Origin of the sequence: Methylobacterium sp. Leaf94 (genome assembly GCF_001426045.1) — a bacterium.
Classification (GTDB): Bacteria; Pseudomonadota; Alphaproteobacteria; order Rhizobiales; family Beijerinckiaceae; genus Methylobacterium.
This window is the reverse complement of the sequence record NZ_LMRM01000064.1, coordinates 233464-258502: the sequence shown is the minus strand read 5'-3', so window position 1 is coordinate 258502 and position 25039 is coordinate 233464. Positions and strand designations below refer to the sequence as shown.

Sequence of the window (25039 nt, the reverse complement as noted above, 5' to 3'; positions counted from 1 at the left end):
CCCGTTTTTCGTTTTGCTTTGAAAGTAGCGGCCTACTTCGCGGGAACGGCTTCCGCCGTCTGAGCCCGTGCGGTCGGCGGCAGGGCTGCGTCGCCTTCGGGGCGCTTCGGATCGGGGTGCTTGGGCGGTGGGCCAAGGAAGGCCGGGACCACGAAGAACGCGGCTACCAGGGTGAAGAACAGCGACAGGGCAAGGAGCTTGCCCATGCTGGCCGTGCCCGGATGGCTGGAAAGCACCAGCGAGCCGAAGGCGGTGCCGGTGGTCAGGGCCGAGAAGAAGATCGCCCGCGTCAGGCTGGAGGCCAGCATGTCGGTGACGCCGGCCCGCCAGGCGATGACGTAGTAGATGTGGAAGGCCACGCCGACGGCGAGCATCAACGGCATCGCAATGATGTTGGCGAAGTTCAGCGGCATCCCGACGATGTGCAGCGCCATCAGCGTCCACAGGGTCGCCAGCACCAGGGGCCCCAGGGTCATCGCCACGTCCCACGGCTTCCGGAGCGCCACCGACAGGATGATGAAGATCAGGACCAGGGCGGTGATCGCGGCCTGCAGGAACGCGCCGAGGATGGTGTAGCTCGACGAGGTCGTCGCGACGGGAGCCCCGGTCGCGTGCGGCGCGACGCTCTGGACCTCCTTGGCGAAGTTCCGCAGGACGCGGTTGTCGTTGGCGTCACCGCTCGGGTGGACCTCGATCCGCGAGCGTCCGTCGGCGGCGACCCACTCGGCCTTGAGCTTCGGCGGCAGGTTGTCCAGCGTAACTTTCTCGGGGTTCAGGAGCCCTGAGAGGCGGGTCAGCAGCGTCTTCAGGTCGGTGGTGAGCGCGACGCTGGCGGCCTCGCGGGTGCCGACCGGTGCGGCGGCGAGCTTGTCGAGGTCGGTGGCGAGGTCGCCCGCCGCCTTCGCGCCTGGTGCATCGGAACCTGACACGATGCCCCGCAGGGCCGTGACCGCCTCCTTGATCGCCTTGACGTTGTCCGCATCCGTGGGCGGCGGCGGCTTGCGGCCCGGATTCAGCACGGGACCGAGGAGCTGCGCCGTCTCGGCGATGGTCGCGAGCTTCTGGTCCTGATCCGGCGGCACGAAGGTGTTGATGTCGATCACCTTGGCCACCGACTTCAGCTTCGTGAGCTTGTCGGCCAGGGCCGGGACAGCCTCCACGGAGGGCGCCATCACGTCGATGATGTTCGGGCTGGTCGCCGGATCCTTGATCAGGTCGAGATAGGTCGAGATCGACTCCACCTTCGGGCTGCGCAGGTGCATCGGGTTGGAGTCGAAAGGCAGCTTGAAGAGAAGCGGAGTGCCCGCCAGCGTGATCACGCCGACGCCGATCAGGATCGGCTTGCGGTTGCGGATGATCCACGGGTCGACGCCGGCGAGCCAGGTGGTCTCGACGGCCTCGCGCTCGCCCTTCGGCTTGAACACCGCGATGAGCGCGGGCAGCAGCGTGAGGGCGAACAGATAGGCCACGATCATGCCGACACCGGCGATGAGGCCGAGCTCGGAGACGCCGCGGAACGCGGTGGGCAGGAACGCGAAGAAGCCGGCGATCAGGGAGATCGCCGCCAGGGTCAGCGACCAGCCGACTCCGTGCGCGGCGGCCCGCATGGCCGAGAGGAGGTCGGGTTGCTCGAAGCGGTCGGCACGGTAGCGGACCGCGAACTGGATGCCGAAATCGATGCCGAGGCCGACGAAGAGCGCCGCGAACGCCACCGAGATCGGGTTCAATTCGCCCACCATCAGCAGGCCGAGGCCGGCGGTGACGATGAGGCCCGCAAAGGTGGTGATCAGCACGGCGCCGATCAGTGGCGCGGAGCGCAGGGCGAGCCAGAGGAACAGGACGATCGCCCCGACCGTGACGCTATAGTTCAGGAGCGCATCTTCGGAGAGGGTGGCGAATTCGTCATCCGCCACCGCCACGGGCCCGGTCAGCCGCATGCGCGGCGCACCGGCGAATTCAGGACCACCCAGGGTGTTGATCTTGAGATCGGAAGCGACCTTGCGCACCACCTCGGTGGCGTTCGCGCCGGGCTGCAGAGCGTTGTAGTCCAGCACCGGCTGGATCATCACGAACTTGCGCAGGTCGGTGCTCTGCGTCTGCCCGTTCGACAGGAGCATCTGCCAGGACATCCGCGCCGGCTCGCCGGCCAGCACCTTGCGCACGGTCGCATCGATCTGCGTCATCGGCCGCTCGAGATCCTCGAGCTTGGCATCGCCGCTCTTGATGCCGCGCGCGCCGAGACCCAGCACCCGCATGATACCGCGCAGGGACGGATCGGCGGCCAGCGGACCCAGCAGACCCTGCTGCTGCACGAGCTGCTCGGTGGTCTTGGTCAGCTCCTCCTGCGACATCAGGAGGAAGCCGTTCTTCTCGTAGAAGGCACCGCCGTCCGGACGGTAGACCGACTCGATCATGTCCTTGTGGCTGACGAGGGCCGCCGAGAACTCGGCCGCCGCTTCCTCCGCCTCCTCGGGCGTCTTGCCGTCGATGACCGCGACGAGGGTGCCCGTGCGTTGCGGAAAGGCCTTCTCGTAGTTGATCTCGTCCTGTCGCCAGGGCACATCCTTGTCGATCAACCGCTCGACGTCGGTATTGATCTTGAAGAGGTGAGCCGCCACACCGGCACTTGCCACGGTGACGAGTGCGACGAGAGCTATGACCAACCAGCGACGCTGGACGGAAAACGCGACGAGCCGTTCGATCACGAGTATCCTACCTGCCTGAGCGATCCGATTGCCGCCCGGCCGCGCCACATGTGGGCGCCGAGGCCAGTACGGCCACGGGACGGGAATCGATCTGTCTTGTGACGCCGGTTATCACCTGTTGGTGCAAAACCCGAATCCGGCGCGCGATCGGCCGGAGAGCGACGGTCCTCGGATCATCGAACGAATCGCATCGCTCACACGAATTTGCTTCACCGTGGCGCTCACCTAGCGAGCAAATGTCTGTAATGCAACGCGAACGGATCGATCAGTCTCCGGTTCGTCCAGGCGTGCGCTTTCGCACCGCACTTCTCCACGACCCAAGCTTTGGTGGATCGGAGAGGCGGTGGCGTACAGCCAAGCTGCGGCCCAGGCATGCAGACAAGGACTAGGAATAAGCGCTTCCGGCGGAGCTATATGCCGCCGGAGCGTTCCGGCTGACCGAAGGATCCGGGTCACCGTCTGTGGCCGGATTGTTGCAGCACCCGGAGAACTTGCGCGAACGGCATCCATTCGGAGCCTTTCGGATTGGTTCCAGTCTAGCTCGCTGGAATTTGGCCTTTTTTCACGCTAAGCAGCCCGATACATCGGGGCCAACAACAAGGAGCCGCGTCTTGGGCATCCCTATCCGGTACGTCGCGAAGATTGGCGGCTACATCCTGAAGCAGCACCTCACCGGTCGCAAGCGCTACCCGCTCGTGATGATGATGGAGCCGCTGTTCCGCTGCAATCTTGCCTGCGCCGGCTGCGGGAAGATCGATTACCCCGACGAGATCCTGAACAAGCGGCTGCCGGTCGCCGACGCGCTGGAATCCGTGCGCGAGTGCGGTGCGCCCGTGGTGGTGATCGCCGGCGGCGAGCCTCTGCTGCACAAGGATCTGCCCCAGATCGTCGAGGGCATCATCGCGCAGAAGAAGTTCGCCATCGTCTGCACGAACGCGCTTCTGCTCGAGAAGAAGATCAAGGAGTACAAGCCCAGCCCGTACTTTACTTGGTCGATCCATCTCGATGGCGACAAGGAGATGCACGACCAGTCGGTGTGTCAGCGCGGCGTCTACGACAAGGCGGTGGCGGCGATCGCGAAGGCCAAGGAGATGGGCTTCCGCGTCACCATCAACTGCACCTTCTTCAACAACTCGTCCGCCGACAAGATCGCCGATTTCTTCGACAGCGTGACGAAGATGGGCATCGACGGCATCACCGTCTCGCCGGGCTATGCCTACGAGCGGGCGCCCGATCAGAAGCACTTCCTGAACCGCAAGGCGACGAAGGAGCTCTTCCGCGGCGTGTTCCGGCACGGCAAGGAGAAGGGTCGCGAGAAGTGGACCTTCCAGCAGTCGGGCCTGTTCCTGGACTTCCTGGCCGGCAACCAGACCTACCACTGCACGCCCTGGGGCAACCCGACCCGCACCGTGTTCGGCTGGCAGAAGCCCTGCTACCTCCTCGGCGAGGGCTACGCGGCGACCTTCAAGGAGCTGATGGAGGAGACCGACTGGGACTCCTACGGCACCGGCAACTACGAGAAGTGCGCCGACTGCATGGTCCATTCGGGCTATGAGGCCTCTTCGGTCGTCGACTCCGTGAAGAAGCCCTGGAAGCCCCTGGTGCACGCCCTCCGCGGCATCAAGACCGAGGGCGAGATGGCCCCCGAGGTCAGCCTGGAGAACCAGCGTCCAGCCGAGTTCGTGTTCTCGCGCAACGTCGCCCAGAAGCTGTCCGAGATCAAAGCCTCGGGTGTCGACACCAAGCGCGAAGCACGCAACCGCAGCGCCGCCTGATCCAGGTTCGGCGCCGCCATCCGCGAACAGTGAAAGCCCCGCTCTGCTTCGGCAGGGCGGGGTTTTTCGTTGTCGCCCGGGTGCTGGCTGCGCGGGGAATCTCGCGGCAGGCGCCTTAAAAGGCCGAGATGCCGCGCTTCCGGGACGGGACGCCGATTCCGCCGCTGGCGATCTCCTCCGGGGTGGGGACGTCTGTCTGTGCCGCCGGCACAGGCACGGCCGCTGTCGTGACGGATGTGGGTTGCGGCAGCTTGCCCACGCGCTCGATGCGCACGCCGACATAGTCGCCGCGCCGCCAGGCGATCCGGACGAGGCAGAGGAAGTCGCGCCCGATGATCCGGAGCAGGAAGACGGGCGGGAGTGCCTGGCTCGCACCGACGCAGATCCGCGCGCCCGATTTCGAGACGTCCTTCACGCTGCACGGAATCTCGGTGCCGTCCCGAAACCGGATCGTCGCGATCCAGTTCGTCGGGCTGCGCTCCTCGCGCCGCGGGATCGGCGCCGCTGATTCGGGTTGCTCCATGCGGGTCGTCACGGGGTTCCGTCTTTGCGCACCGTGCGCGTCGGCGCATGCTAGCAGCGGAAGTCTTTACAGACGGATATCGCCCGCCGCACGCTCCGCTTGGCGATGAGTCGGCGGCGCGTCGCAGGCGGTCACGGCCGGGGAGGGCGGCGGCGGTGCGCGGAGCGCAACCCGACCGTGATCAAGCCTCCACGCGGCCTGAACGGCCCATTCCGGCAAAGCTTCGATCCGGAATAGGGCGGGACGCCTTGCCTTGCCGGCGCGAATCCTGATAAGGCAACCGCCTTTCCGCGATGCATCGACACATCGCCGAGGCCGCCGTCAGGTGCCTCGTTCCCGAGACCTTATGGACAGGCGGCGGGCTCGTTCCCGACCGACGTGAGACCGATGAAGATTCGCAACTCCCTCAAGTCCCTCCGTGGCCGTCACCGCGACAACCAGATCGTGCGTCGCAAGGGCCGCGTCTACGTCATCAACAAGACCCAGAAGCGCTTCAAGGCCCGCCAGGGCTGAGGCCACGGGGTGCTTGGCCGCCAGACGCGGCAAGCGCGCACGTTGACGTCGCGATCCGGGGCGAGGAAGCTCCGACCATGTCGCGACCCTCTCCGCATCGATCCTGCCTGAAAGCCGCGCTCGTCGCGGCTTTCTGCGTTTTCCTCGCTGTCCCCGCCGGAGCCCGGCCGACGCCGGAGGCGCCGCCGCCGAAGAAGGCGCAGCCGCTGACCCTCGACGACCTCTACGCGCGCCTGAAGGCGGCGGGCGACGAGGCCGAGGCGAAGGGCATCGCGCGGCTGATCGAGCAGCGCCTGGGCCGATCCGGCAGCGCCACGGCCGACCTGCTCACCGAGCGGGCGCGGCAGGCGATGTCCAGTCAGGATCTCCCCCTGGCGATCGAGCTGATGGACCGGGCGACGACCCTGGAGCCCGGTTGGTCGGAGGGTTGGAACCGGCGCGCGACGGTGTTCTGGATGCTGTCGGACCCCTCCGCGGCGATCGCGGACCTGCAGCGCACCCTCGTGCTGGAGCCGCGTCACTACGAGGCCTGGGCGGCCCTGGGGCGGATCTATCAGACCCTCGACGACAAGCGCCGCGCCCTGGAGGCCTTCCGCCGGGCGGCGGCGCTGTATCCCCGGATGGACCGGCTGCAGCAGGCCATCGACCGGCTGTCGCCGGACGTCGACGGCCGCGACCTGTAGCCGATCATGCTCCTGCTCAAGCTGATCGCCGGCCTCCTGGCCGGCGGCGTCGTCCTCGCGCTCGTCGCCGCGGGCGTCACCCTGCTGATCGCGGCGCGGATCGACGCGCGCTATCCCCCGGCCGGACCGTTCGCGTCGGTGACCGGCGGGCGCATCGCCACGATCCAGGCCGGTCCGAACCCGTCCGCCCGGGGTACGGTCGTCCTGCTGCACGGGGCCTCGGCCAACGCGGCCGACCCGATGGCGGATCTCGGCCGCCGCCTCGCCGCGGAGGGATTCCGCGTCGTCGCCCTCGACCGGCCGGGCTTCGGCTGGAGCGACCGCCTGACCGGCGGCGCCATGGCGACGCCGAAGGCCCAGGCCGCGGCGATCGCCGAGGCCCTGGCGAACCTCGGTGTCGGGCCCTCCCTCATCGTCGGCCATTCCTGGGCCGGTGCCCTGGCGACCGCGCTCGCCCTGGATCATCCCGATCGGGTCGCGGGCCTCGTCCTCCTCGCGCCGGCGGTGATGCCGCTGCCCGCACTCGGACCGATCCCCTGGTATTACCGGCTGGCCCTGGTCCCGCCGGTGACCTGGCTCCTCAGCCGGACGGTGGCGACGCCGATCGGGCTCTACTACCTGGCGCCGGCGGGCCGGTCGGTGTTCCGGCCCCAGGAGGCGCCGGCCGGCTACCTGGAGGCGAGCCGGGCCGCCCTGGTCCTGCGTCCGGCCACGATGCTCGCCAACGTCCAGGACCTGATGGCGCTGCCGGAGGCCCTGACGCGCCAGAGCGCCGCCTACGACCGCATCACCGCGCCGACCGTCATCATCACGGGCGACTGCGACGGCATCGTCCCGGCGGACCGGCACGCCAGGCCGCTCGCACGCCTAATCCCGGGGGCCCGGCTCGTGGTCCTGCCCGGGATCGGCCACATGGTCCACGTCGTCGCCACGCAGGCCGTGGTCGACGAGGTCGTGCGCCTCGCCGAATCGCTGCCCGCTCCCTGAGGCGCGTCGGGCCCGGAGCCCGGCGCGCCCCCGGCCGGGTCAGGCCTTCGCCGCGTGCTCGCGGGTGACGAAGGCGATGCGCACGAGGTTCGTCGCGCCGGGCGTCCCGAACGGCACGCCGGCCACCACGATGATCCGGCCGCCGATCTCGGCGAAGTTTTCGCGCACGGCGAACTTCGCCGCCCGGAACGCCATGTCGTCCACGTCGCTCGCATCCTTGGTGACGATGGGGTGCGTGCCCCAGCACAGGGCGAGGCGGCGCGCCGTCTCGCGCTTGGGCGTCAGCGCGATGATGGTCGCGTTGGGCCGGGAGCGGGCGAGGCGCAGGGCGGTGGAGCCGGAATGCGTCCAGGCCATGATGGCCGTGAGGTTCAGGGCGTCGACCATCTGGTGCGCCGCCGCCGCGATGGCGTCGGAGGCGGTGGCGTCGGGCTCGGAGCGCTGGGCCGTGAGGATGGTCCAGTAGAGGGCATCCCGCTCCACCTGCTCGGCGATCCGGCTCATCATCGAGATGGCCTCGATCGGGAAGGTGCCGGAGGCGCTCTCGGCCGAGAGCATCACCGCATCCGCGCCCTCGTAGACGGCGGTGGCGACGTCGGAGACCTCGGCGCGGGTCGGCACCGGGGCGGTGATCATCGATTCGAGCATCTGGGTCGCGACCACGACCGGCTTGCCCATGCGGCGCGAGGCGCGGGTGATGCGCTTCTGCACGCCGGGCACCTGCTCGAGCGGCATCTCGACGCCGAGATCGCCGCGGGCCACCATCAGGCCGTCGGAGATCTCGATGATCTCCTCCAGGCGGGTCAGGGCCTGCGGCTTCTCGATCTTGGCCATCACCAGCGCCCGGCCGGCCGCGACCTTCTTCACCTCGGCCACGTCCTCGGGACGCTGCACGAAGGAGACGGCGATCCAGTCGGCGCCTGCCGCGAGGCCGGCTTCGAGGTCGCCCCGGTCCTTCTCGGTCATGGCGGCGACGGGAATCACCGTGTCGGGCAGGGAGACGCCCTTGCGATTCGAGATGCGGCCGCCGATCTCGACGCGGGTCACGGCACGGCCCTCGGACACCTCGGTCACGGTCAGCCGCAGCTTGCCGTCGTCGATGATAACGACGTGGCCGGGCTCCAGGGCCGAGAGGATCTCCGGATGGGGCAGGTAGACCCGCGAGACGTCGCCGGGCGTCGGGTCGCTGTCGAGCACGAAGGTGGCGCCGTTCTGCAGGATGGCGGCGCCCTCGGCGAAGGCGGCCACGCGCAGCTTCGGCCCCTGGAGGTCGACGAGGATCGCGATCGGATGCTTGAGCTCGCGCTCGATCGTGCGGATGACCTCGATCTTCTCGGGCAGCTTCTCGCGGGGAAGGTGGCTCATGTTGAGACGGAAGACGTCCGCGCCGGCGCGAAACAGCTTCTCGATCATCTCCGGCGTGTCGGAGGCCGGGCCCAGGGTCGCGATGATCTTCGTGCGGCGTGAACGTTTCACTGTGGTCTCCATCCCCAATACCAGCCTCGCCGGTTTCGGACGACCGGCGTTGAGCGAAGGGCCACAAGCACCGATGGGGCCGGCGCGTCAAGAACGCCGGACCGTGCCGGCGCCCGACGGACGCCGTCGCACTGCGCTGCCTGCATGCGCGCGCGGCCCCGCCGCCGATTCCGGCGCGGGGGATCCATGGCGGGAGACGCGGGACGCCGCGAAACCACGGGAACAGAACGAAAGCCGGTTCCCCGGCGTCCCTGGGCCCGGCCCCGGAGGCCCGAACCCGTCACGTCACGACGTCTGTCTACGGCGCTGGCGACTCGGCTTGTGGCGGCCCCCCTCCGGTGCCCCGATCCCTTGCGGGATCGACGGCCCCGGCGGCCGGCTGATCATGGCCCAAGGCCCCGGACCCGCCTCGTAGTGGGCGGGCCGTCCGTTGTCTGGGGATGCCCCAGATGCCGGGCCGCCGAAACGGCCCTCCATCCGGAACACCTTGCGTCGCGCGGTGCCGCCCGGGGCGATGGCGAGACCGGGCCATCGACGCGGGCGCCGTCTCCTCCTCCCAAACCCGCCGACCCGGTCCGCCAGCGGGCCTCCCATCGGGGGAGGCGAGTGACGGCAAAAGAGCATACAATAGGAATATTGTCAAGATTTTCGTGCGGTATCCTGGCCGTGATCGATGGCGGACGCTTGTCGCGATACCGTCGGTGGCCAGCCTGATGGCGGCCCGTACCGGGGTGAGAGCGACCGAGTCGTGTCCTGCGACTCAACGGACCCTTCCCGGATGGGTACTGTCATGGGCCGACGCTTGGGCTCGCCTCAACCCGCTGCGCCCCGGAAAAGTCCGCGTCGTGGCAATGGGTAAAGTCAGAACCGAAGGCTGGAGTCGGTCGCTTTCCGCCGGTCTGCTTCGAAACGTGGGACAGCTGGACCGGACGTTCGACCTGCGCGGAAGTGCGCCGCCTAACGAAGCGCTTCCGCGATCCGGAGTAGCGTCGCGGTGACGATACGGGGGTCGAGGGGCGCCACGGCAGTCCGGATGCGATCTTCCGTATCGGTCACGATCCCGGAAGCCCTGTCCAAGATGCCACGACCCGACGCCGTCAGTTCGGTCTTCAGAACGCGCCCGTGCTCGGGGTGGGCCGTCCGCACGATGAAGCCGTTGCGCTCGAGCGCGACGAGGATCGCCTGCATCGTCTGCGGGGTGACGAAGGCGGTCCTCGCGAGCGTGGCGTTCGACGCGCCCGCCTTGCCCTGAAGGCAGGCAAGGACCGCGTATTGCGGCATGGTCAGCCCGATTTCACGAAGCTCGGCGTCCAGACGGACGCGGAGCGCGTGCTGGGCCTGCTTCAAGGCGAACCCGACGGTCTCGTACGGATCACCCATGCCGGACACGGCGGCCTCGCTTGACATATCAGTTCCCTTATATGTATCAGGGCCCTGACAATAGCGTCGAGCGTCGGCTTAGGGAAGACCCATCGTGCCTCATCTGATTGGACCGGATTTCATCGGTATCCAGGTCGTCGACATTGAGGCCGCGCGGGCCTTCTACACGGACGTCGTCGGGTTGAAGGCAGCCGCTCAAAGTCCGCCCGGCGCCGTGGTCTTCGACACCAAGCCCATCCCGTTCGCCGTCCGAACCCCCGTGATCGACCTGGGGGACGCGGAAGACCTTGGCCGGGGCATCGCCATCTGGTTCGGCTGCGACGACGCCGACGCCCTGCACGATCACCTTGCCCAGCGGGGCACGACGATCGTCTTCCCGCCCAAGGACGGGCCGTTCGGCCGCTACTTCGCGTTCCGTGACCCGTTCGGCTACACGATCACGCCACACACCGTCGCGCGGCCATAGCCGGAGCGCGCCATCCGGACGCCCGACCGTCGCGGACGGTACGGGCGGACGGGAGTGGTTCACGCCGTCCCGCGGGCGTCATCCATCGCGTCGAGGTCGGCGATGAGGCCCCTGCCGTTCGGCTGCCAGCCCAGGCGGGACCGCGTCAGTGCGCTCGACGCCGTCATGTCGGCCCCGACGAACCCCGCCAGCCATCCGAAATGCGCGGCGGCCGCGTCGGGCGCCACGGAGACCGCCGGGACGCCCAGGCCCCGGCCGACGGCCTCCGCGATGGCCCGGAGCGGGACGCCCTCCTCGGAGACGGCATGGTACCGGGCCCCCGCCTCGGCACGCTCCAGGGCCATCACGTAGAGGCGGGCGACGTCGCGCCTCGGCCCCGCCGCCCAGCGGTTCGCGCCATCCCCGACATAGGCGGAGGCGCACTTGGCCCGGGCATGGGCGACGAGGTAGGTCACGAGTCCCTGTTTCACGGTGTCGTGCACCTGCGGGAGCCGCATCACCGACACGTTGACGCCCGCGTCCAGCAACGCCGCACCCGCCCGTTCGGAGGCGACCCGGGGGTTCGGGTGGTCCAGGTCGAAGACGTCCTCGGTGGCCGGACGGCCGGGCGCCGGGCAGCCCATCGCCACGCCGGACGTGATGAGCAGGGGCCGGTCCGAGCCCTTGAGCGCAGAACCGAGGGCTTCGATGGCCCGCCGGTCCTTCTCGCAGTTGGCCACGAAGTCCGAGAAGTCGTCATGATCGAACGCGGCATGGATCACGCCGTCGGCCCGGGCGGCTCCCTCGCGCAGGCTGTCCGAGTCCGTGAGGTCGCCCCGATGCGGCTCGACCCCCGCCGTCCGCAGCGCCGCCGCACCTGCCTCGGACCGCGTCAGTCCGATGACCTGATGCCCGGCGGCGACGAGTTCCGGGATGAGCGCCGAGCCGATGAAGCCGGTGGCGCCAGTGAGAAATACGCGCATGTGTGTTCGTCCGCGTCATGAGGGAGACCCTCTTTCCCGCAGCGCCCGACACCATAAAATACGTGACCGTATCAGGGTATAATTGCTTACAGGATCGCCATGCCGGCCGGCTCGGAGAACTCCCTCGGCGCCTATCTGCGGGACCGTCGGACAAAGCTGGACCCGTCCTCCTTCGGGTTCGCGGGCCGCAGGCGGACGCCGGGCCTGCGCCGGGAAGAGGTCGCCCAGCGCTCGAACATCAGTGCGACGTGGTACACGTGGCTTGAGCAGGGCCGCGGCGGCGCGCCCTCCGCGGACGTGCTGAACCGCATCGCCGCGGGGCTGATGTTGACCGATGCCGAGCGCGAGCACCTGTTCATGCTCGGCCTCGGACGCCCGCCGGAGGTCCGCTACGCGGCCGCCAAAGGGATCACGCCCCGGCTGCAGCGGCTGCTCGACACGCTGGAGACCAGCCCGGCGCTGATCAAGACCGCCACCTGGGACGTCGTCGCGTGGAACCAGGCGGCTGCCGTCGTGCTCACGGATTGGGACACGGTCCCTCCGGAGGAGCGCAACATCCTGCGCCGCATGTTCGGCTCCAGCCATGTGCGCGCGATCCAGCACGACTGGGACAGCGTGGCCCGGTACGTGGTCGGAGCGTTCCGTGCGGACGCCGCCCGCGCCGGCGCGGCGTCCGAGGTCGGCGCGCTGGTCGAGGAACTGTGCCGGACGAGCGAGGACTTCGCGTCGCTGTGGCGCGAGAACGATGTGCACCATCACGGTGAGGGGACGAAGCGGCTGAAGCACCCGATCCTCGGCGCCATCGAGCTGGAATATTCGTCCTTCGCCGTCGACGGTCGCCCCGATCTCGGCCTGATCGTCTACAACTCCACCACGCCGTCCGTCAGGGAGCAGATCCGCAGGCTGGTCGATGCCCGGTCCGGTGAAAGCATCCCCGCAGACCCGTCACGGTAGCTGCGCAGTCGACATCGACTGTTGGGTCAGAGGCGGAACGTCCGCTTCGAGGAGAAAGGCCAGGGTCTACTGACCACCCCGAACCGAAGCAGCCGGACGTCCGGCGAATCACCGCTTTCGGGAAGCACCGACGCGGGCCCGTACGACTGGGGTGGGTCGAAGACGGACCGTTCGCTCATGGCCCCCAAAGTCGCCGCTCGCTGCCGATCCCAGCCGAACCAGCAGCAGGAGGCTTGGAAAAAAGGCCATACCCCCCTCGAGACGAACCGGATCGACAGCGTGAGACCGGAAGCCGCCACAGCCGAACCCCCGCCACGCCTCAGGGCGTCGGCGCCACTGGCTGGTTCGGGTCGGTGAGCTGGATCGTCCAGCTCTTCTGCTCGCCGGTATCGACCTCGTAGAAGCCGTTGCGGTCGAGGCCGCGGGCGAGGCAGTCCTCGACGCCGCGGATCGTGAACTCGCGGTCCTTGGTGCACATCAGCGAGCGGCCGTTCCACTCGCCGCCGCGCGTGTAGTCCACCGCGTAGACGTAGTAGAACCGCGCCGCGAGGGAGCCCTTCAGGAGCGTCTCGCAGACCTTCGGCGCCACGTCCCACCAGCCCTCCGTCACCCAGCCCTGCGGATCGCGGTAGCCCAGCGCGATGCCGACCTTGCTGGCGGTCTGGTTGCACATGCGCAGGTCGGCCCGGGCGGGCACCGGGAGCAGCGTGACGGCCAGGAGGGACGCGCCCGCGAAGGCCCGCTGCGCGCTGCCGACGCGCCGGGGGCGGTCCATCGGAGCGCGGGCATCGAGCCGAACAGGGCTCCCGCTGCGGTCAGGCGAGCCGTTCGGCGCGGTGGGATCCATTTCCGACGAGCGCCGGTCCAGGCACGGGTTCGTCCCTCTCCCCTCGGCGGGGGAGGGTGCCTGCGGGGCAGGCGGGAAGGAGGGCGCCCCCTCCGAGTCAGGCGCTCCCCTCACCCGACCCCCTTCGCGGGCCACCCTCTCCCGCGAAGGGGAGAGGGGAACGCGCGTTAATCGGGACTGGAAACGCGTGCGTCCCATCAGGCGCGCGAACGCCCTAGCCGACGAGGATGATGCGGCAATCGTTGACATTGGTGCGTGTCGGACCCGGCTGAACGAGGTCGCCGATGGTGGCGAAGAACTTCGTCGAATCGTTGTCGGCCAGCATCGCGGCGGGATCGAGCCCGGCCGCGCGGGCGCGGGCCAGCGTCGTCGGGTCGACCAGGCCGCCGGCCGGGTCGGTGGCCTCGCCGCGGCCCCCGTCGGTGCCGTCGGTGTCGGCGGCGATGCCGAGGATGTTGTCCGCGCCGTCCAGGGCGAGGGCGAGAGCCAGCGCGTATTCCTGGTTTGGCCCGCCATGGCCCTCGCCGCGGATCGTCACCGTGAGCTCGCCGCCGGAGATGATCGCGACCTTGCGGCCGGCGCCCGCGAGGTCGAGGGCCATGCGGGCATGCTCGGCGGCGACCTCGCGGGCCTCGCCCTCGAGGTCGGGCCCGAGCATCACGGGCTCGTAGCCGGCCGCGGCGGCGGCGGCCGCCGCCGCCTCCAGGGCGTCGATGGGCCGGGCGATGATGCGGTACTCGGCCCGGGCGAAGGCGGGGTCGCCGACCTTCGGGGTCTCGTTGGCGGGATCGTTCAGCAACGCCTTGGCGGTCTCGGGCAGGGGGATGCCGCGGCGCTCGCAGATCGCGCGGGCATCGGCCAGGGTCGTCGGATCCGGCACGGTGGGGCCGGAGGCGATCACCGCCGGGTCGTCGTGGGGCACGTCGGAGACCGCCAGTGTCAGGATCGAGCGGGCGTTGCGCGCCATCATGGCGAGGCGGCCGCCCTTGATCCGCGAGAGGTGCTTGCGCACGCAGTTGATCTCGTTGATCGGCGCACCGGAGCGCAGCAGGGCCTTGGTGATGGCCTGCTTCTCCGTGAGGGTCAGCTCCCCGGCCGGGGCGATCCAGTTGGCCGAGCCGCCGCCGGAGAGCAGCACCAGCACGTCGTCGTCCGGCCCCGCATCGGCGGCGATCTTCAGGGTGTCGATGGTGGCGTCGATGCCGGCCTGGTCCGGCACCGGATGCCCGGCTTCGACCATGCGGATCATCGGCGCCTCCTCGCCGTAGCCGTGGCGGGCGACCGCCAGGCCGACGATGCGGCTCGGATCGACGCCGTGCTCCTCCCGGTAGAACCGGCTCGCCACCGCCGCCATGCTGCCGCCGGCCTTGCCGGCCCCCAGGATGATGAGGCGGCCCTGTCCGGGCGCTGGCAGGTGCGGCACGAGGCAGCGCGCCGGGTGGGCGGCGGCGATGGCCTCGTCGAGGCAGTGGAGGAGGAGGGCGCGGCGGGCGTCGGTCGAGGCGGTCTCGGTCGAGGGGGAGTCGGTCATGGCGTTTCCGTATTCCGGTGGTCGATCGCGAAGGCGGCCCGGTGGTTCTCCTCCGGAGTGTTGTGCCCCCGGCATGGTGCCGGATTGTTGCCGTCGCGGCGCGATCCGCGATACGTGCTGTGCCCGACGCTCGCCGCCTCGGCAAGCCGCGCGTGCGCGGGCATCCCCCGCGATGCGGCCGGAGCCTTGCGTCCCGCCTGGTACAACGATGCCGCCCGCGCTCAACCGGACCGTGCCTCCCCATGCAGACACCGCATCCCGTCGAGACCCTCCTGGGCGATCCCGCCCGGGGCCTGCTCCTGATCTGCGACCACGCCTCCAACCACGTCCCCGAGGATTTGGACCAGCTCGGGGTGCCGGAGCATGAATTCGCCCGCCACATCGCCTACGACATCGGCGCCGCCGCGGTGACGCGCGCCTTGGCGGCGGCCCTCGGGGTGCCGGCGATCCTGACCCGGTTCTCGCGCCTGATCATCGATCCGAACCGGGGCCGGGCCGACCCGACCCTGGTGATGCGCCTCTCCGACGGGGCGGTGGTGCCGGGCAATGCCCGCATCGACGAGGCCGGCAAGGCCGAGCGCATCCGGCGCTTCTACGAACCCTTCGACGCGGCGATCGACGCCGGGATCGCCAAGGCCGAGGCCACCGGCACGCGCCCGGCCATCGTCACCATCCACAGCTTCACGCCCTACTGGCGCGGGGTGCCGCGGCCCTGGGAGGTCGGCATCCTGTGGGACCGGGACGACCGCATGAGCGCACCCTTGATCGCGGGCCTGCGGGCCGATCCGGCCGGGCTGACGGTGGGCGACAACGAGCCCTATGGCGGGGGCCTGCCCGGCGACACCATCGACCGCCACGCCATGGCGCGCGGCCTGCCGAACGCGCTGGTGGAGATCCGCCAGGACCTCATCGCCGCGGAGGCGGGACAGGCCGCGTGGGCGGAGCGATTCGCGCGCCTCCTCCGGCCGATGCTGCCGATCCGCGCTTGACGGAAGGCTTGCGCGCGCCGACCTCAGGTGGAGATTGGGAGACCCAGCATGACCGAGATCGACGACGTCACCCGCACCGAGCTCGAGGCCGCCGTGTTCCGGCGCCTCGTCGCCCACCTGCAGACCCGCACGGACGTGCAGAACATCGACCTGATGACCATGGCCGGGTTCTGCCGCAACTGCCTCTCGAACTGGCTCAAGGACGCCGCCGACGCCAAGGACCTGCCGATGACCAAGGACGAGAGCCGCGAGGCCGTCTACGGCATGCCCTTCGCCGAGTGGAAGCGCCTGCACCAGTCCGAGGCGACGCCCGAGCAGCAGGCGGCCTTCGCGAAGGCTGCGGCGGAGCCACACTGAGGCCGCAGCGGGGCCGCACTAAGGTCCCGGTAAGCTTGACGGCTTATCGAGGCGGTTCCGGCGCAGCCTCCCGCGCTTCGCAGATCAGGGACTTGAGACGACCATGGCCGCATCCGCCGCACCCGCCGTCGACGCTTCCTCCGTCGCCGCCGACCAGCTGAAGAGCTTCATCGAGCGCATCGAGCGCCTCGAGGAGGAGAAGGCCGGCCTCGCCTCCGACATCAAGGATGTCTACGCCGAGGCCAAGGGCACCGGCTTCGACACCAAGGCCCTGCGCAGGATCATCTCCCTGCGCAAGAAGGACCATGCCGAGCGCCAGGAAGAGGAAGCCATCCTCGAGCTCTACATGCAGGCCCTCGGGATGGTCTGACCCCCGCCTTCGACTCCGGCGCGGGCCGCGGGGCGGACGTTCCGATCCGGCCTCGCCCGGCGGCGGTCCCGTCCGGGGCGGCGAATTGCGGCCCGGGCGTTTTCGGAGCATTGCGAGGGCCATGCCCTCCGATGCTCCGACTTCAAGGATCGCCATGCGCACGAATGCCGGTCTCGCCCTCGCGCTCTTCCTCGCCTCGGCGCCCGTCCCGGCCCTGGCCGCACCGAACGAGGCCGTGCTCGCCGCGGCGAAGGCGCAGGATGGCCCCTATCGCGAGACCCTGAAGGGTCTGGTGGACGTCGATACCGGCACCGGCGACGTTCCCGGCCTGTCCACCGTCGAGGCGATCCTGACGGCGCGCCTGAAGGCTTCGGGGCTCACGGTCGGCACCCGGGCCGCCCCCGCCTTCGGCGGCAACACCCTGATCGGCACGCGCGCGGGCAAGGGCACGCGCAGGATCATGATGCTGGTCCACTACGACACCGTCTTCGGCACCGGGGACGCGGCCAAGCGCCCCTACACCGAGCGGGACGGCCGGGCCTATGGACCCGGGGTGGCCGACGCGAAAGGCGGCGTCGCCATGATCCTGCACGTCCTGGCCGCCCTGGAGGCACTGCACTTCGACGGCTACGGCACCCTCACGGTGGTGCTGAACCCCGACGAGGAGCGCGGCTCGCGCGGGTCGCGCGACGCCATCGCCGAAATCGCCCGCGACCAGGACGTGGTCCTGTCCTTCGAGCCCTCCTTCGCCGAGGCCGGCGTCGATGCGGTCACGGTGGCGACCAAGGGAATCAACTACGCCAGCCTGACGGTGAAGGGCCGCGCCTCCCACGCGGGCGGCGCGCCGGAGGCCGGCCGCAACGCGGTGGTCGAGCTCGCCCACCAGATCCTGCAGCTGCAGAACCTCGGCGATCCGGGCAAGGGCACCAGCCTGCACTGGACCGTGGTCCAGGGCGGCACCAAGCCGAACATCATCCCCGAGGCGGCCCGGGCGGAGGGTGACATGCGCTACTTCGTGCCGAGCGAGTACGACCGTGTGCTGACCCAGGCCTGCCGGATCATCGGGACGCACCGCGTTCCCGACACGCAGGTGAGCTTCGACCTTGCCAAGGGCCGCCCGCCGCTGCCTCAGAACCCCGCGACGCAGGCGCTGGGCGAACGGGCGCGGGCGATCTACGGCGAACTCGGCTCCGCGCTCGCCCTCGCCGAGATCGGTGGGGGCACCGATGCGGGCTACGCCTTCCAGCCCGACAGTCCGGCAAGGCCCGCCCTCCTTGAATCCCTGGGCATCGTCGGCGGCCACTATCACAGCGCGGACGAGTTCGCCGTGCTCGCCAGCATCACGCCGCGCCTCTACCTGGCAACCCGCCTGGTGATGGAGGTGTCGCGCGATCCGGCCCCCTGAGCCGGCCGCGGCCCCCGATCCGCCGCGTGCCGCGACGGCTCCCCCGGGGAGGGCGCCGAGCGGATGGCCGGGAGGTGCCGGACGGTCCGGGCGCGGCCGGGGCCGCCCCTTGCGGCAGATCAAGGCGCGCCGCCGACAGGCGCCGTCAGATGCCCGTGAAACAAGAACGGGCGCGACCATGCCGAAGCACACGGGACCGGTGCTCGTCGTCGATGACGATGCGGCCGTCCGCCACTCGCTCCAGTTCATCCTGGAACTCGAAGGCTACGCCGTCCGCCTCTACGCGGATGGCGCCGACCTCCTCGGCGACGCCGCCCTGCCGTCCGCCGGGTGCCTGCTGGTCGATTACTGCATGCCCGGCATGGACGGCGTCCAACTCGTCGGGCGCCTGCGGGACCGCGCCGTCGATCTTCCGGCGATCCTGATCACCGGCTGCCCGACGGACGACCTGCAGCGCCGGGCCAAGGCCGCCGGCTTCCGCCGTGTGGTCGACAAGCCGTTCGAGGACGGCTCCCTCCTGGATGGGATCCACGAGGCCCTCGCGGCATCGTCCCGAGGCGGGGAGCGCGTCCGTAAAGCCCCTTGAGCGAAGACCCGGAATCTTGCCGTCCCTCCCGTGAGCCCAGTCAGGGAATCACGACCCGTTGTCCGGAGGTGTCCATGTAGACCGCTCTCGCCGCCATGGGCCTCAAGCCCGTCTTCGTTCCGCAGGAAACCGATTCCATCGTTCCGGCAGCGACGCGCGATGCGGTGCACGGCATGCGCCGCACCGTCGCCGCCAACGCGGAGATCTTCGCCGAAGGCGACCGGGCGACGACCTTCCACAAGGTCGTCTCCGGGGTCGTGCGAACCGACAAGCTCCTTTCGGACGGGCGCCGGCAGAATTTCGGCTGGGCGACGGATCACCTCCTCGCCCTCGCCGAGCGGGTCTGCGGCGGCCGCCTCGTCTCCGTGCTGGAGGGGGGATACGACCTCGGCGGCCTGTCGCGCGGGGTCCAAGTCCATGTGGCGGCCCTGCTGGAAGCGGGGAGCGTTCGAACCCGGGGCCTCTCCGAGGACGCACCGGACCTTTCGGATCCGTACCGGATGGATGGGTCGGGGCCGTTTCAGGCCCCGACTCCCGTCGCTTCCCTGGACGGTCGGGCCGGTCTGTACCGGGCCCCGGCGTCGTCGGATCTCGAGCCCCCGCGGAGCGGACCGGCCGTCACGGCGATTCCGGTCCTTGTACGCCGCCAGGCGCACCGGCCGGAACCGGGTCTGCTTCGCGGAACGCGCCCCCTGACCGAAAGGGCAGCGCCTCCGACAGCCTGAGCGCCTCATGAACGATTTCCCGGCATCTCGGCCGCAGCGCGGGCACTGATCCAGGAATGCTCTGTTTTTCTTCGGAAACACGTCGGTCGGGAAGCCGGGTTTGGATAATCGCTTTCAGACTCTTTTAGGAGGCGCAAAAAGATAATCATCGAAAGTCAACGTAATCTTGGATCACATCGAGACGATGATTTTCGGAGCTGAGATCCAGTTGTCAGAGCCGAGGTCCCGCGATCTCAGTCTTTCCGGTATCGGAGATCTTGCCGCAAAAACCTGGTCTGCGCGGCATGCGGCTTTCGCGATCCCCGGCGATACGCTTCGGCGATGAGACGGAACCCGACCCGGAGCGACATTCGAAACCGCCCCGGCACCGCGAAGGCTCGGTCCCGCCGTGCCATTTCCCCGATCGTCCACCGCGCACAGCGAATTCGACATGGCCCAGATCCTCGCATTTCCGCCAACCACGACGTCGGACGGGCTCTCTCGTCTGAAGGCGCAGCTGGAGCACGACTTCGCGGCCGGCGTGGATCTCGGATCGCGGCGCGCCCAGATCGCGGCGCTCTCCGCTTCCCTCGCCCACCTGCTCGGGGCGCTGGAGCGGACGACCGGCGAAGTCTTCCGCGACGGGCCCGAACCGGATCCCGATGCCCTCCGGACACGCAACGCCGTGGCGAACCTGATCGCCTGCGTGAAGGATCTGATCGCCACGATCGACGGGCTGTTCCTGCGCAACCGCGCCCTCTCCGAGACCCCACGCGCTCCGGTCGGTCACAACGACGACCCCGGCGCGGTCGCGCGTTCCGGCCGGTGCCGGGTCAGCCCGTCTCTCCCTGCCTGAAATGCGCGGCCTCCTGCGCGGGGCGCTTCGACACCCGGATCCTGCTTCGCGAGAGAGATGATGACGAAAACGTCGGTGCGCCATTCCTGGGGGCAGGGCGAGGTCTACGAGAGCCTTTGCCTTCTCTCCATCGGGACGAGTTTCTGGATGATCTGCGTGTCCCTCGGCCTGTTCGACACGCTGACCACCTTCGTCCTCGCGCACAACCTGCTCGAGTTCCTGATGCTGGCGACCTTCATGGGCGCCGCCCTCATGGGGGCCTTCGTGCGGAAATCGATCATCCTGCGACGGACGATGGCCGAGCGCGACGCCGCGGCCTCCCAGGCCGAACAGGTCGCCCGCCATGACGCCCTCACGGGGCTCGCCAATCGCAGGCTCTTCCTCGAAACCCTCGGATGCTGGCAGACGAAGCCCGAGCCGGGACCACCCTCGGCCGTGCTCCTGATCGACCTCGACCGCTTCAAGCCGGTGAACGACCTCTACGGACACGCGGCCGGCAACGCCGTCCTCTGCGCCGTCGCCGACCGGCTGCGTGCCGTCCTGCCGCGTCACGGCATGGCCGCCCGCATGGGCGGCGACGAATTTTCCATGCTGCTTCGGCTGGAGGGCGGCAGCGAGGGCCTGCTCCGCCTGGCCGAACGGGTGATCGCCAGCCTCTCGGCGCCGGTCCTGTGGAACGGCAACGAGCTGAAGGTCGGCGCCACGGTGGGTATCGCCTTCGTGACGGGCGAACTCGCCGATGCCGATGCCGTGCTGCACGCCGCCGACCTCGCCATGTACCAGGGCAAGAAGGACGGCCGCGGCGTCGTCCGGGTCTTCAAGAGCGCCATGGACGAGGAGTTGCGGGCCCGCGCGCAGCTCGAGACGGAATTGCGGGCCGCCATCGAGAACGGCGAGATCGAGCCCTTCTACCAGCCCGTCGTATCCTTGCCCGGCCGCAAGCTGATCGGCGTGGAGGTGCTGGCGCGCTGGCGGCACCCGATCCGGGGCCTGCTCGCCCCATCGGAGTTCATTTCGGTGGCCGAGGAAACTGGTTCGATCGCGGATCTCTGCTCCAGCCTGATCCGCCGCGCCTGCCTCGACGCCCGGGAATGGCCGGCCGAGCTGACCCTGGCGGTGAACATCGCCCCGCAGCAATTCCTCGACGCCTGGATGGCCGAGCGCATCCTGGCGATCCTGACCGAGACCGGGTTTCCGCCGCACCGGCTGGAGGTCGAGATCACGGAATCGGCCCTGATCCAGGATCTGGACGGAACCCGCAGAACCCTGACCTCGCTGCAGAATCTCGGTGTCCGGGTCGCTCTCGACGATTTCGGGACCGGGTATTCGAGCCTGTATCACCTGCGGGAACTGAAGTTCGACAAGCTGAAGATCGACCGCAGCTACGTCGACAGCGTCACGATGAGCGCCGAGCGCGCCAAGCTCGTCGACGCCATCATCAAGCTCGGCGCCAGCCTCGGCCTGGTCACCACGGCGGAGGGGATCGAGACGGAGGACAGTTCCAGCTGGCTCTCGGACCAGGGCTGCGCTTTCGGACAGGGCTACCTGTTCGGCAAGCCGATGCCGAAGGACGAGATCGACCGCGTGATCGCCCATCCCGCCTGCGATCCGGCGAATTGCGCCACCCCGCGGTCGACGCAAGCCGCCTGACGTTCCGGGGGTGAGGCCGGCCTCAGGCCTCCCGGAGACCGGGCTTCGCGCCCGGCTCGAAGGTGAACGCGACCCCGGCCTGCTCCAGGACGCGCCGGACGGCCTGAAGCGTCTCCGATCGCGGCCGGACGCCGGAGGCCGCATCCTCCAGCCGCATGATCGTCGAGACGGAGACCTCCGAGCGGCGGGCCAATTCGTCCTTCGACAGGCCGACCATGCCCCTTGCCCCGCGGATCTGGGCCGGGGTGATCACCGGACCCGCGCCCGGGCCGGTCTCGGCCGGCTTGTCCGGCATCCGCGGGGCGCCGAAGCGGTTCTGCCCCGGCACCGTGAGGCAGACGCCGACCCATTCGCGGATCGAGCCGTCCCGGTTCAGGACGGGAACGCCCCGCGAGTTGAACCAGCGGAATACGCCGTCCGCGCAGAGCACGCGGAAGTCGGTGTTGTAGGGCGCCACGTGCGAGACGGCGGTGCGCCACGCGGCGGCCGTGCGCTCGCGGTCCTCCGGGTGAATGGCATCGAGCCAGCCCTGACCCTGCATGGCCCCGTGGCTCTGGCCGGTCAGGGTCTGCCAGAGGGGCATTTCCAGCGCTTCCCCGTCGGGGCTGACGATCCACACCACCGCCGCCGTCGCGGTGATGAGGGCGTTGTAGCGGTCGAAGCGCTGCTCGACCGCCTTGCGGGTGTCGTGGCGCGCCGTGACGTCGAAGACCACGCCCAGTCCCTGATGGGGCTCGCCCTGCGGCCCGAGGAGTACCTCGGCGCGGTGGTGGATCCAGCGCTGCGTCCGGTCCGGCCGGATGATGCGGAATTCGCGGCTGATCGGCTGCCCGCTGCGCAGGACCGCGATCTGGTCGCCGTGCACCGCCCGGTCCTCCGGGTGGATCATGTCGAGGGCGAAGCCGAAGGTGAACTCGGTGGAGGGATCGAGTCCGAGAATGCGATAGAGGCCGATCGAGGCGTCGAGCTTGTCCCTGCGCAGGTCCGCCGACCAGAAGCCGACCTCGCCCGTATCCTCGATCATCTTCAGGAAGTGGCGCGAAGACATGCCCCGAAAGCCGCCGTGTCCGGCGGCAGCGTTGCTGCGCATCAGGGATCGGGTCGGCATCGGTCTTTCCACGCGGCTCCGAACGAGCTCTCAAATGCGAGGATATCGAGCATGGTGCCGGGAAACCATTCGCCAGAAGTCCAATACCGGTCACGCGACCGCGACCGCATCCCGTCGATACCCCGGCGATTCCGGACTGCCTTTCACGACTCTTTGAGAGCAGCCGTCTAAGGTTCGACCAGATCGAATTCGGGAACGACGAGGAATTCGTGAGATCCGTTGTCCTGCTCACCAACTCGCCGGCGCGAAGTCAGAGACTGAACGACCTCAGCTTCGGTCGTTGGCAGATCATCGTCGTCGATGTACTCGATCCGGACTTGGCACCGACGGCGATCGATCCCGCGTCCGTGGCGGCCGTGATCAGCGACGTGCCCCTCGCGAATTCCGTCGAGGTGGGCTCGGTCCGCCGGTACCTGACGCGGTTCGGCGCCGTCGATCGCCCCTACCTCTGCATCCTGCACGAGGAATCGCCGCGCGCCCATGCCCAGGCCCACGCCCTCGGCGCGAGCCGGGTCATCTCGGCCCGCGATCCCTTCGAACGGATCGCCGCCCTCCTGGCCGAGATCGTCCCGTCCCCCAAGCCGGTCGCCGAGCCTGCCCCCGCGCCGGCGGTCGCGACGGCCGCGGCGGGGGCCGCGCAATCCCTGACGCGCCTGTTCGATCTCGGCCGGTCGGGCCAGGCGCCGAACCCGGCGCTTCTCGCGGAGGGCGCAACCCTCGTCCTCGGCGCCCTCGACCAGGCCGACATCCGGGGCTGGCTCGACGTCGTCTGGCGCTTCGACGACGCGACCCACCAGCACTGCCTGCTCGTGGCCGGTCTGGCAGCCGGGTTCGGGCGCCATCTCGGCCTGAAGATGGCCGATTGCCGGGCACTGACGGAAGCCGCCCTCCTGCACGACCTCGGCAAGGCGCAGATCCCGCACGCGATCCTGAACAAGCCGGGGCGCCTGGATCCTGCCGAGCAGGCCGTGATGCGGACCCACCCCGCCCTGGGACACGCGATGCTGCTGGAGCAGGGCGGTTTCCCCGAGATCATGCTCGCCGTGGTCCGCTCGCACCACGAGGCCCTCGACGGATCGGGCTATCCCGACGGGCTCGAAGGGCCGGACATCCCGGATCTCGTCCGGCTGGTGACCATCTGCGACATCTACGGCGCCCTGATCGAACGACGCCCCTACAAGGCGCCCCTCGACCCCGGCGAGGCCTACGGCATCCTCGCCGGCATGGTCGGCAAAGTCGACAGGGACCTCGTCAGAGCCTTCGGGGCCCTGGCGACGGCATCGGGTCCGGGGCATCCCGTGCCGGTCCGGCGCTCCGATGCGGCGTGATCGGCGTGACCATCGTGGGCCGCTTTTCCCCCGGCGCCGGGGATGCATGAGATCGGGGCGACCGATCGCCCCGAAACCCCGAACCCTCGAAGGCTGCGGCGTGAACGGTCCCTTTCTGACGAAGCTCGAGTACAGCGGCCACACCGATGCGGCGGATCGCGCGGCCATCGCGTCGATCGTCGCGCATCATCGCGTCGTGGCCGCCCGCCAGGACCTCTCGGCCGAGCCGGGGCGCAGCACGGTGCTCGTCCTGCTCCAGGGCGTGATGTGCCGGTATCGGGTCATGGACGGCCGCTCGCGGCGGATCGCATCGTTCGTCCTGCCGGGGGATCTGTGCCGGCTCCCCGAGGCGCCGCCGAAGACCTCGGATTGGAACATCGGGGCCTTGAGCCGATGCGCGGTCGGGGAGATCCCGATCGAAGCCCTGACGGCCCTGGCCCGGGAACGGCCGAACATCAACCGCATCCTCTGGTGGATGACGCTGAATGAGCTCGCGCGGGCCCGGGAATGGCTCGTCACGGGCACCATGCCGGCGCCGCAGCGAACCGCCCACCTGTTCTGCGAGCTCCACGCCTGCCTGCAGGCCGCGGGGCTGGCGGAGGGCGGCGCGTTCCGCCTGGAGATCGGACAGGCCGCCCTCGCGGATGCGGTCGGGCTGTCCACCGTCCACCTGAACCGCACCTTGCGGATCCTGCGCGAGGCGGGACTTGCGTGCCTGTCGCGCGGCCGGGTGGAAATCCCCGATCTCGCGCAACTGCGCGCGTTCGCCACCTTCGATGGTGCCTATCTCGGCCTGAACGGGCCGGTCGCCCGCACCGGGGGCGCGCTCCACCTCGGGACCTGAGGCCGGCGGGTCGGTTCCGCGTCCGGCATCCCCACGGAGG

At 69.6% G+C, this 25039-nt stretch carries 24 protein-coding genes; 16 read left to right on the top strand and 8 right to left on the bottom strand.

The genetic code is table 11. The features are described 5' to 3' along the window. Window positions 1-32 precede the first annotated feature (32 nt). The gene (locus ASG63_RS23840) at window positions 33-2705 is read right to left on the bottom strand and encodes an MMPL family transporter (RefSeq protein WP_056222912.1); all 2673 of its coding nucleotides are present in this window, start codon (window positions 2703-2705) and stop codon (window positions 33-35) included. Window positions 2706-3316: 611 nt separating this feature from the next. Between ASG63_RS23840 and hpnH the strand changes: the two genes are divergently transcribed. Beyond that, window positions 3317-4480: an adenosyl-hopene transferase HpnH gene (hpnH, locus tag ASG63_RS23835; protein WP_055951783.1), complete on the top strand. Its 1164-nt coding sequence runs from the start codon at window positions 3317-3319 to the stop codon at window positions 4478-4480. Window positions 4481-4595: 115 nt separating this feature from the next. On the opposite strand, the gene ASG63_RS23830 is transcribed toward hpnH, so the two are convergent. Further along, complete coding sequence (locus ASG63_RS23830; protein WP_244480015.1) at window positions 4596-5015, bottom strand: PilZ domain-containing protein; 420 nt, start codon at window positions 5013-5015, stop codon at window positions 4596-4598. A 375-nt stretch (window positions 5016-5390) separates the two neighbouring features. Here ASG63_RS23830 and ykgO point away from each other — a divergent pair, with 375 nt between their 5' ends. The 3 genes from ykgO (at window position 5391) to ASG63_RS23815 (ending at window position 7186) form a co-directional block, all read left to right on the top strand. Next, window positions 5391-5516, top strand: a complete 126-nt coding sequence (gene ykgO, locus ASG63_RS23825) for a type B 50S ribosomal protein L36 (protein WP_056222898.1) — start codon at window positions 5391-5393, stop codon at window positions 5514-5516. 77 nt (window positions 5517-5593) lie between these two features. Beyond that, entirely contained in the window at window positions 5594-6199 is a 606-nt protein-coding gene (locus ASG63_RS23820) for a tetratricopeptide repeat protein (RefSeq protein ID WP_056222895.1), read from the top strand. A gap of 6 nt (window positions 6200-6205) precedes the next feature. Further along, window positions 6206-7186: an alpha/beta fold hydrolase gene (locus ASG63_RS23815; protein ID WP_056222893.1), complete on the top strand. Its 981-nt coding sequence runs from the start codon at window positions 6206-6208 to the stop codon at window positions 7184-7186. A gap of 39 nt (window positions 7187-7225) precedes the next feature. On the opposite strand, the gene pyk is transcribed toward ASG63_RS23815, so the two are convergent. Together pyk and ASG63_RS23805 are read right to left on the bottom strand one after the other, a co-directional pair. Next, window positions 7226-8662 (bottom strand): pyruvate kinase, encoded by a 1437-nt coding sequence (gene pyk / locus ASG63_RS23810; protein ID WP_056223036.1) that lies wholly within the window; start codon window positions 8660-8662, stop codon window positions 7226-7228. Window positions 8663-9619: 957 nt separating this feature from the next. Further along, entirely contained in the window at window positions 9620-10042 is a 423-nt protein-coding gene (locus ASG63_RS23805) for a MarR family winged helix-turn-helix transcriptional regulator (protein ID WP_056223032.1), read from the bottom strand. Between the two features lie 94 nt (window positions 10043-10136). Here ASG63_RS23805 and ASG63_RS23800 point away from each other — a divergent pair, with 94 nt between their 5' ends. Next, the gene (locus ASG63_RS23800; protein WP_056222890.1) at window positions 10137-10508 is read left to right on the top strand and encodes a VOC family protein; all 372 of its coding nucleotides are present in this window, start codon (window positions 10137-10139) and stop codon (window positions 10506-10508) included. A gap of 59 nt (window positions 10509-10567) precedes the next feature. Here the strand turns inward: ASG63_RS23800 and ASG63_RS23795 are convergent, their stop codons facing one another. Beyond that, window positions 10568-11470 (bottom strand): SDR family oxidoreductase, encoded by a 903-nt coding sequence (locus ASG63_RS23795; protein WP_056222882.1) that lies wholly within the window; start codon window positions 11468-11470, stop codon window positions 10568-10570. A gap of 99 nt (window positions 11471-11569) precedes the next feature. Between ASG63_RS23795 and ASG63_RS23790 the strand changes: the two genes are divergently transcribed. Further along, on the top strand, window positions 11570-12424 hold the full coding sequence (locus ASG63_RS23790; protein ID WP_056222879.1) for a helix-turn-helix transcriptional regulator: 855 nt from the start codon (window positions 11570-11572) through the stop codon (window positions 12422-12424). 319 nt (window positions 12425-12743) lie between these two features. Here ASG63_RS23790 and ASG63_RS23785 read toward each other — a convergent pair whose 3' ends face one another. Together ASG63_RS23785 and ASG63_RS23780 are read right to left on the bottom strand one after the other, a co-directional pair. Then, entirely contained in the window at window positions 12744-13199 is a 456-nt protein-coding gene (locus tag ASG63_RS23785; RefSeq protein ID WP_056222876.1) for a DUF1036 domain-containing protein, read from the bottom strand. 286 nt (window positions 13200-13485) lie between these two features. Further along, entirely contained in the window at window positions 13486-14802 is a 1317-nt protein-coding gene (locus ASG63_RS23780; RefSeq protein WP_056222874.1) for a glycerate kinase type-2 family protein, read from the bottom strand. A gap of 242 nt (window positions 14803-15044) precedes the next feature. Between ASG63_RS23780 and ASG63_RS23775 the strand changes: the two genes are divergently transcribed. The 8 genes from ASG63_RS23775 to ASG63_RS23740 all read left to right on the top strand — a co-directional run bounded on the left by ASG63_RS23775 (window position 15045) and on the right by ASG63_RS23740 (window position 21719). Beyond that, window positions 15045-15791 carry an N-formylglutamate amidohydrolase gene (locus ASG63_RS23775; RefSeq protein ID WP_056222871.1) on the top strand — a complete coding sequence of 249 codons (747 nt, stop codon included), beginning with the start codon at window positions 15045-15047 and terminating at the stop codon, window positions 15789-15791. 48 nt (window positions 15792-15839) lie between these two features. After that, a complete protein-coding gene (locus ASG63_RS23770) occupies window positions 15840-16148 on the top strand; it encodes a DUF1244 domain-containing protein (protein WP_056222868.1) in 309 nt (102 codons plus the stop codon). Window positions 16149-16251: 103 nt separating this feature from the next. After that, entirely contained in the window at window positions 16252-16518 is a 267-nt protein-coding gene (locus tag ASG63_RS23765; RefSeq protein WP_055951813.1) for a DUF2312 domain-containing protein, read from the top strand. A gap of 154 nt (window positions 16519-16672) precedes the next feature. Further along, window positions 16673-17923, top strand: coding sequence for a glutamate carboxypeptidase (locus ASG63_RS23760; protein WP_056222857.1), 1251 nt, complete (start codon window positions 16673-16675; stop codon window positions 17921-17923). A 178-nt stretch (window positions 17924-18101) separates the two neighbouring features. Beyond that, entirely contained in the window at window positions 18102-18509 is a 408-nt protein-coding gene (locus ASG63_RS23755) for a response regulator transcription factor (RefSeq protein ID WP_056222854.1), read from the top strand. Between the two features lie 95 nt (window positions 18510-18604). Then, window positions 18605-19234, top strand: coding sequence for a hypothetical protein (locus ASG63_RS23750; protein WP_056222851.1), 630 nt, complete (start codon window positions 18605-18607; stop codon window positions 19232-19234). A 430-nt stretch (window positions 19235-19664) separates the two neighbouring features. Then, window positions 19665-20069 (top strand): hypothetical protein, encoded by a 405-nt coding sequence (locus tag ASG63_RS23745; protein WP_056222849.1) that lies wholly within the window; start codon window positions 19665-19667, stop codon window positions 20067-20069. Window positions 20070-20126: 57 nt separating this feature from the next. Beyond that, on the top strand, window positions 20127-21719 hold the full coding sequence (locus ASG63_RS23740; protein WP_056222846.1) for a putative bifunctional diguanylate cyclase/phosphodiesterase: 1593 nt from the start codon (window positions 20127-20129) through the stop codon (window positions 21717-21719). A gap of 22 nt (window positions 21720-21741) precedes the next feature. On the opposite strand, the gene ASG63_RS23735 is transcribed toward ASG63_RS23740, so the two are convergent. Continuing rightward, window positions 21742-22827 carry a PAS domain-containing protein gene (locus ASG63_RS23735; RefSeq protein ID WP_156394326.1) on the bottom strand — a complete coding sequence of 362 codons (1086 nt, stop codon included), beginning with the start codon at window positions 22825-22827 and terminating at the stop codon, window positions 21742-21744. A 209-nt stretch (window positions 22828-23036) separates the two neighbouring features. On the opposite strand from ASG63_RS23735, the gene ASG63_RS23730 reads away from it, so the two are divergent. Both ASG63_RS23730 and ASG63_RS23725 read left to right on the top strand, forming a co-directional pair. After that, window positions 23037-24155 carry an HD-GYP domain-containing protein gene (locus ASG63_RS23730; protein WP_056222843.1) on the top strand — a complete coding sequence of 373 codons (1119 nt, stop codon included), beginning with the start codon at window positions 23037-23039 and terminating at the stop codon, window positions 24153-24155. A 100-nt stretch (window positions 24156-24255) separates the two neighbouring features. Beyond that, the gene (locus tag ASG63_RS23725) at window positions 24256-24999 is read left to right on the top strand and encodes a Crp/Fnr family transcriptional regulator (protein WP_056222842.1); all 744 of its coding nucleotides are present in this window, start codon (window positions 24256-24258) and stop codon (window positions 24997-24999) included. Window positions 25000-25039: the final 40 nt, after the last annotated feature.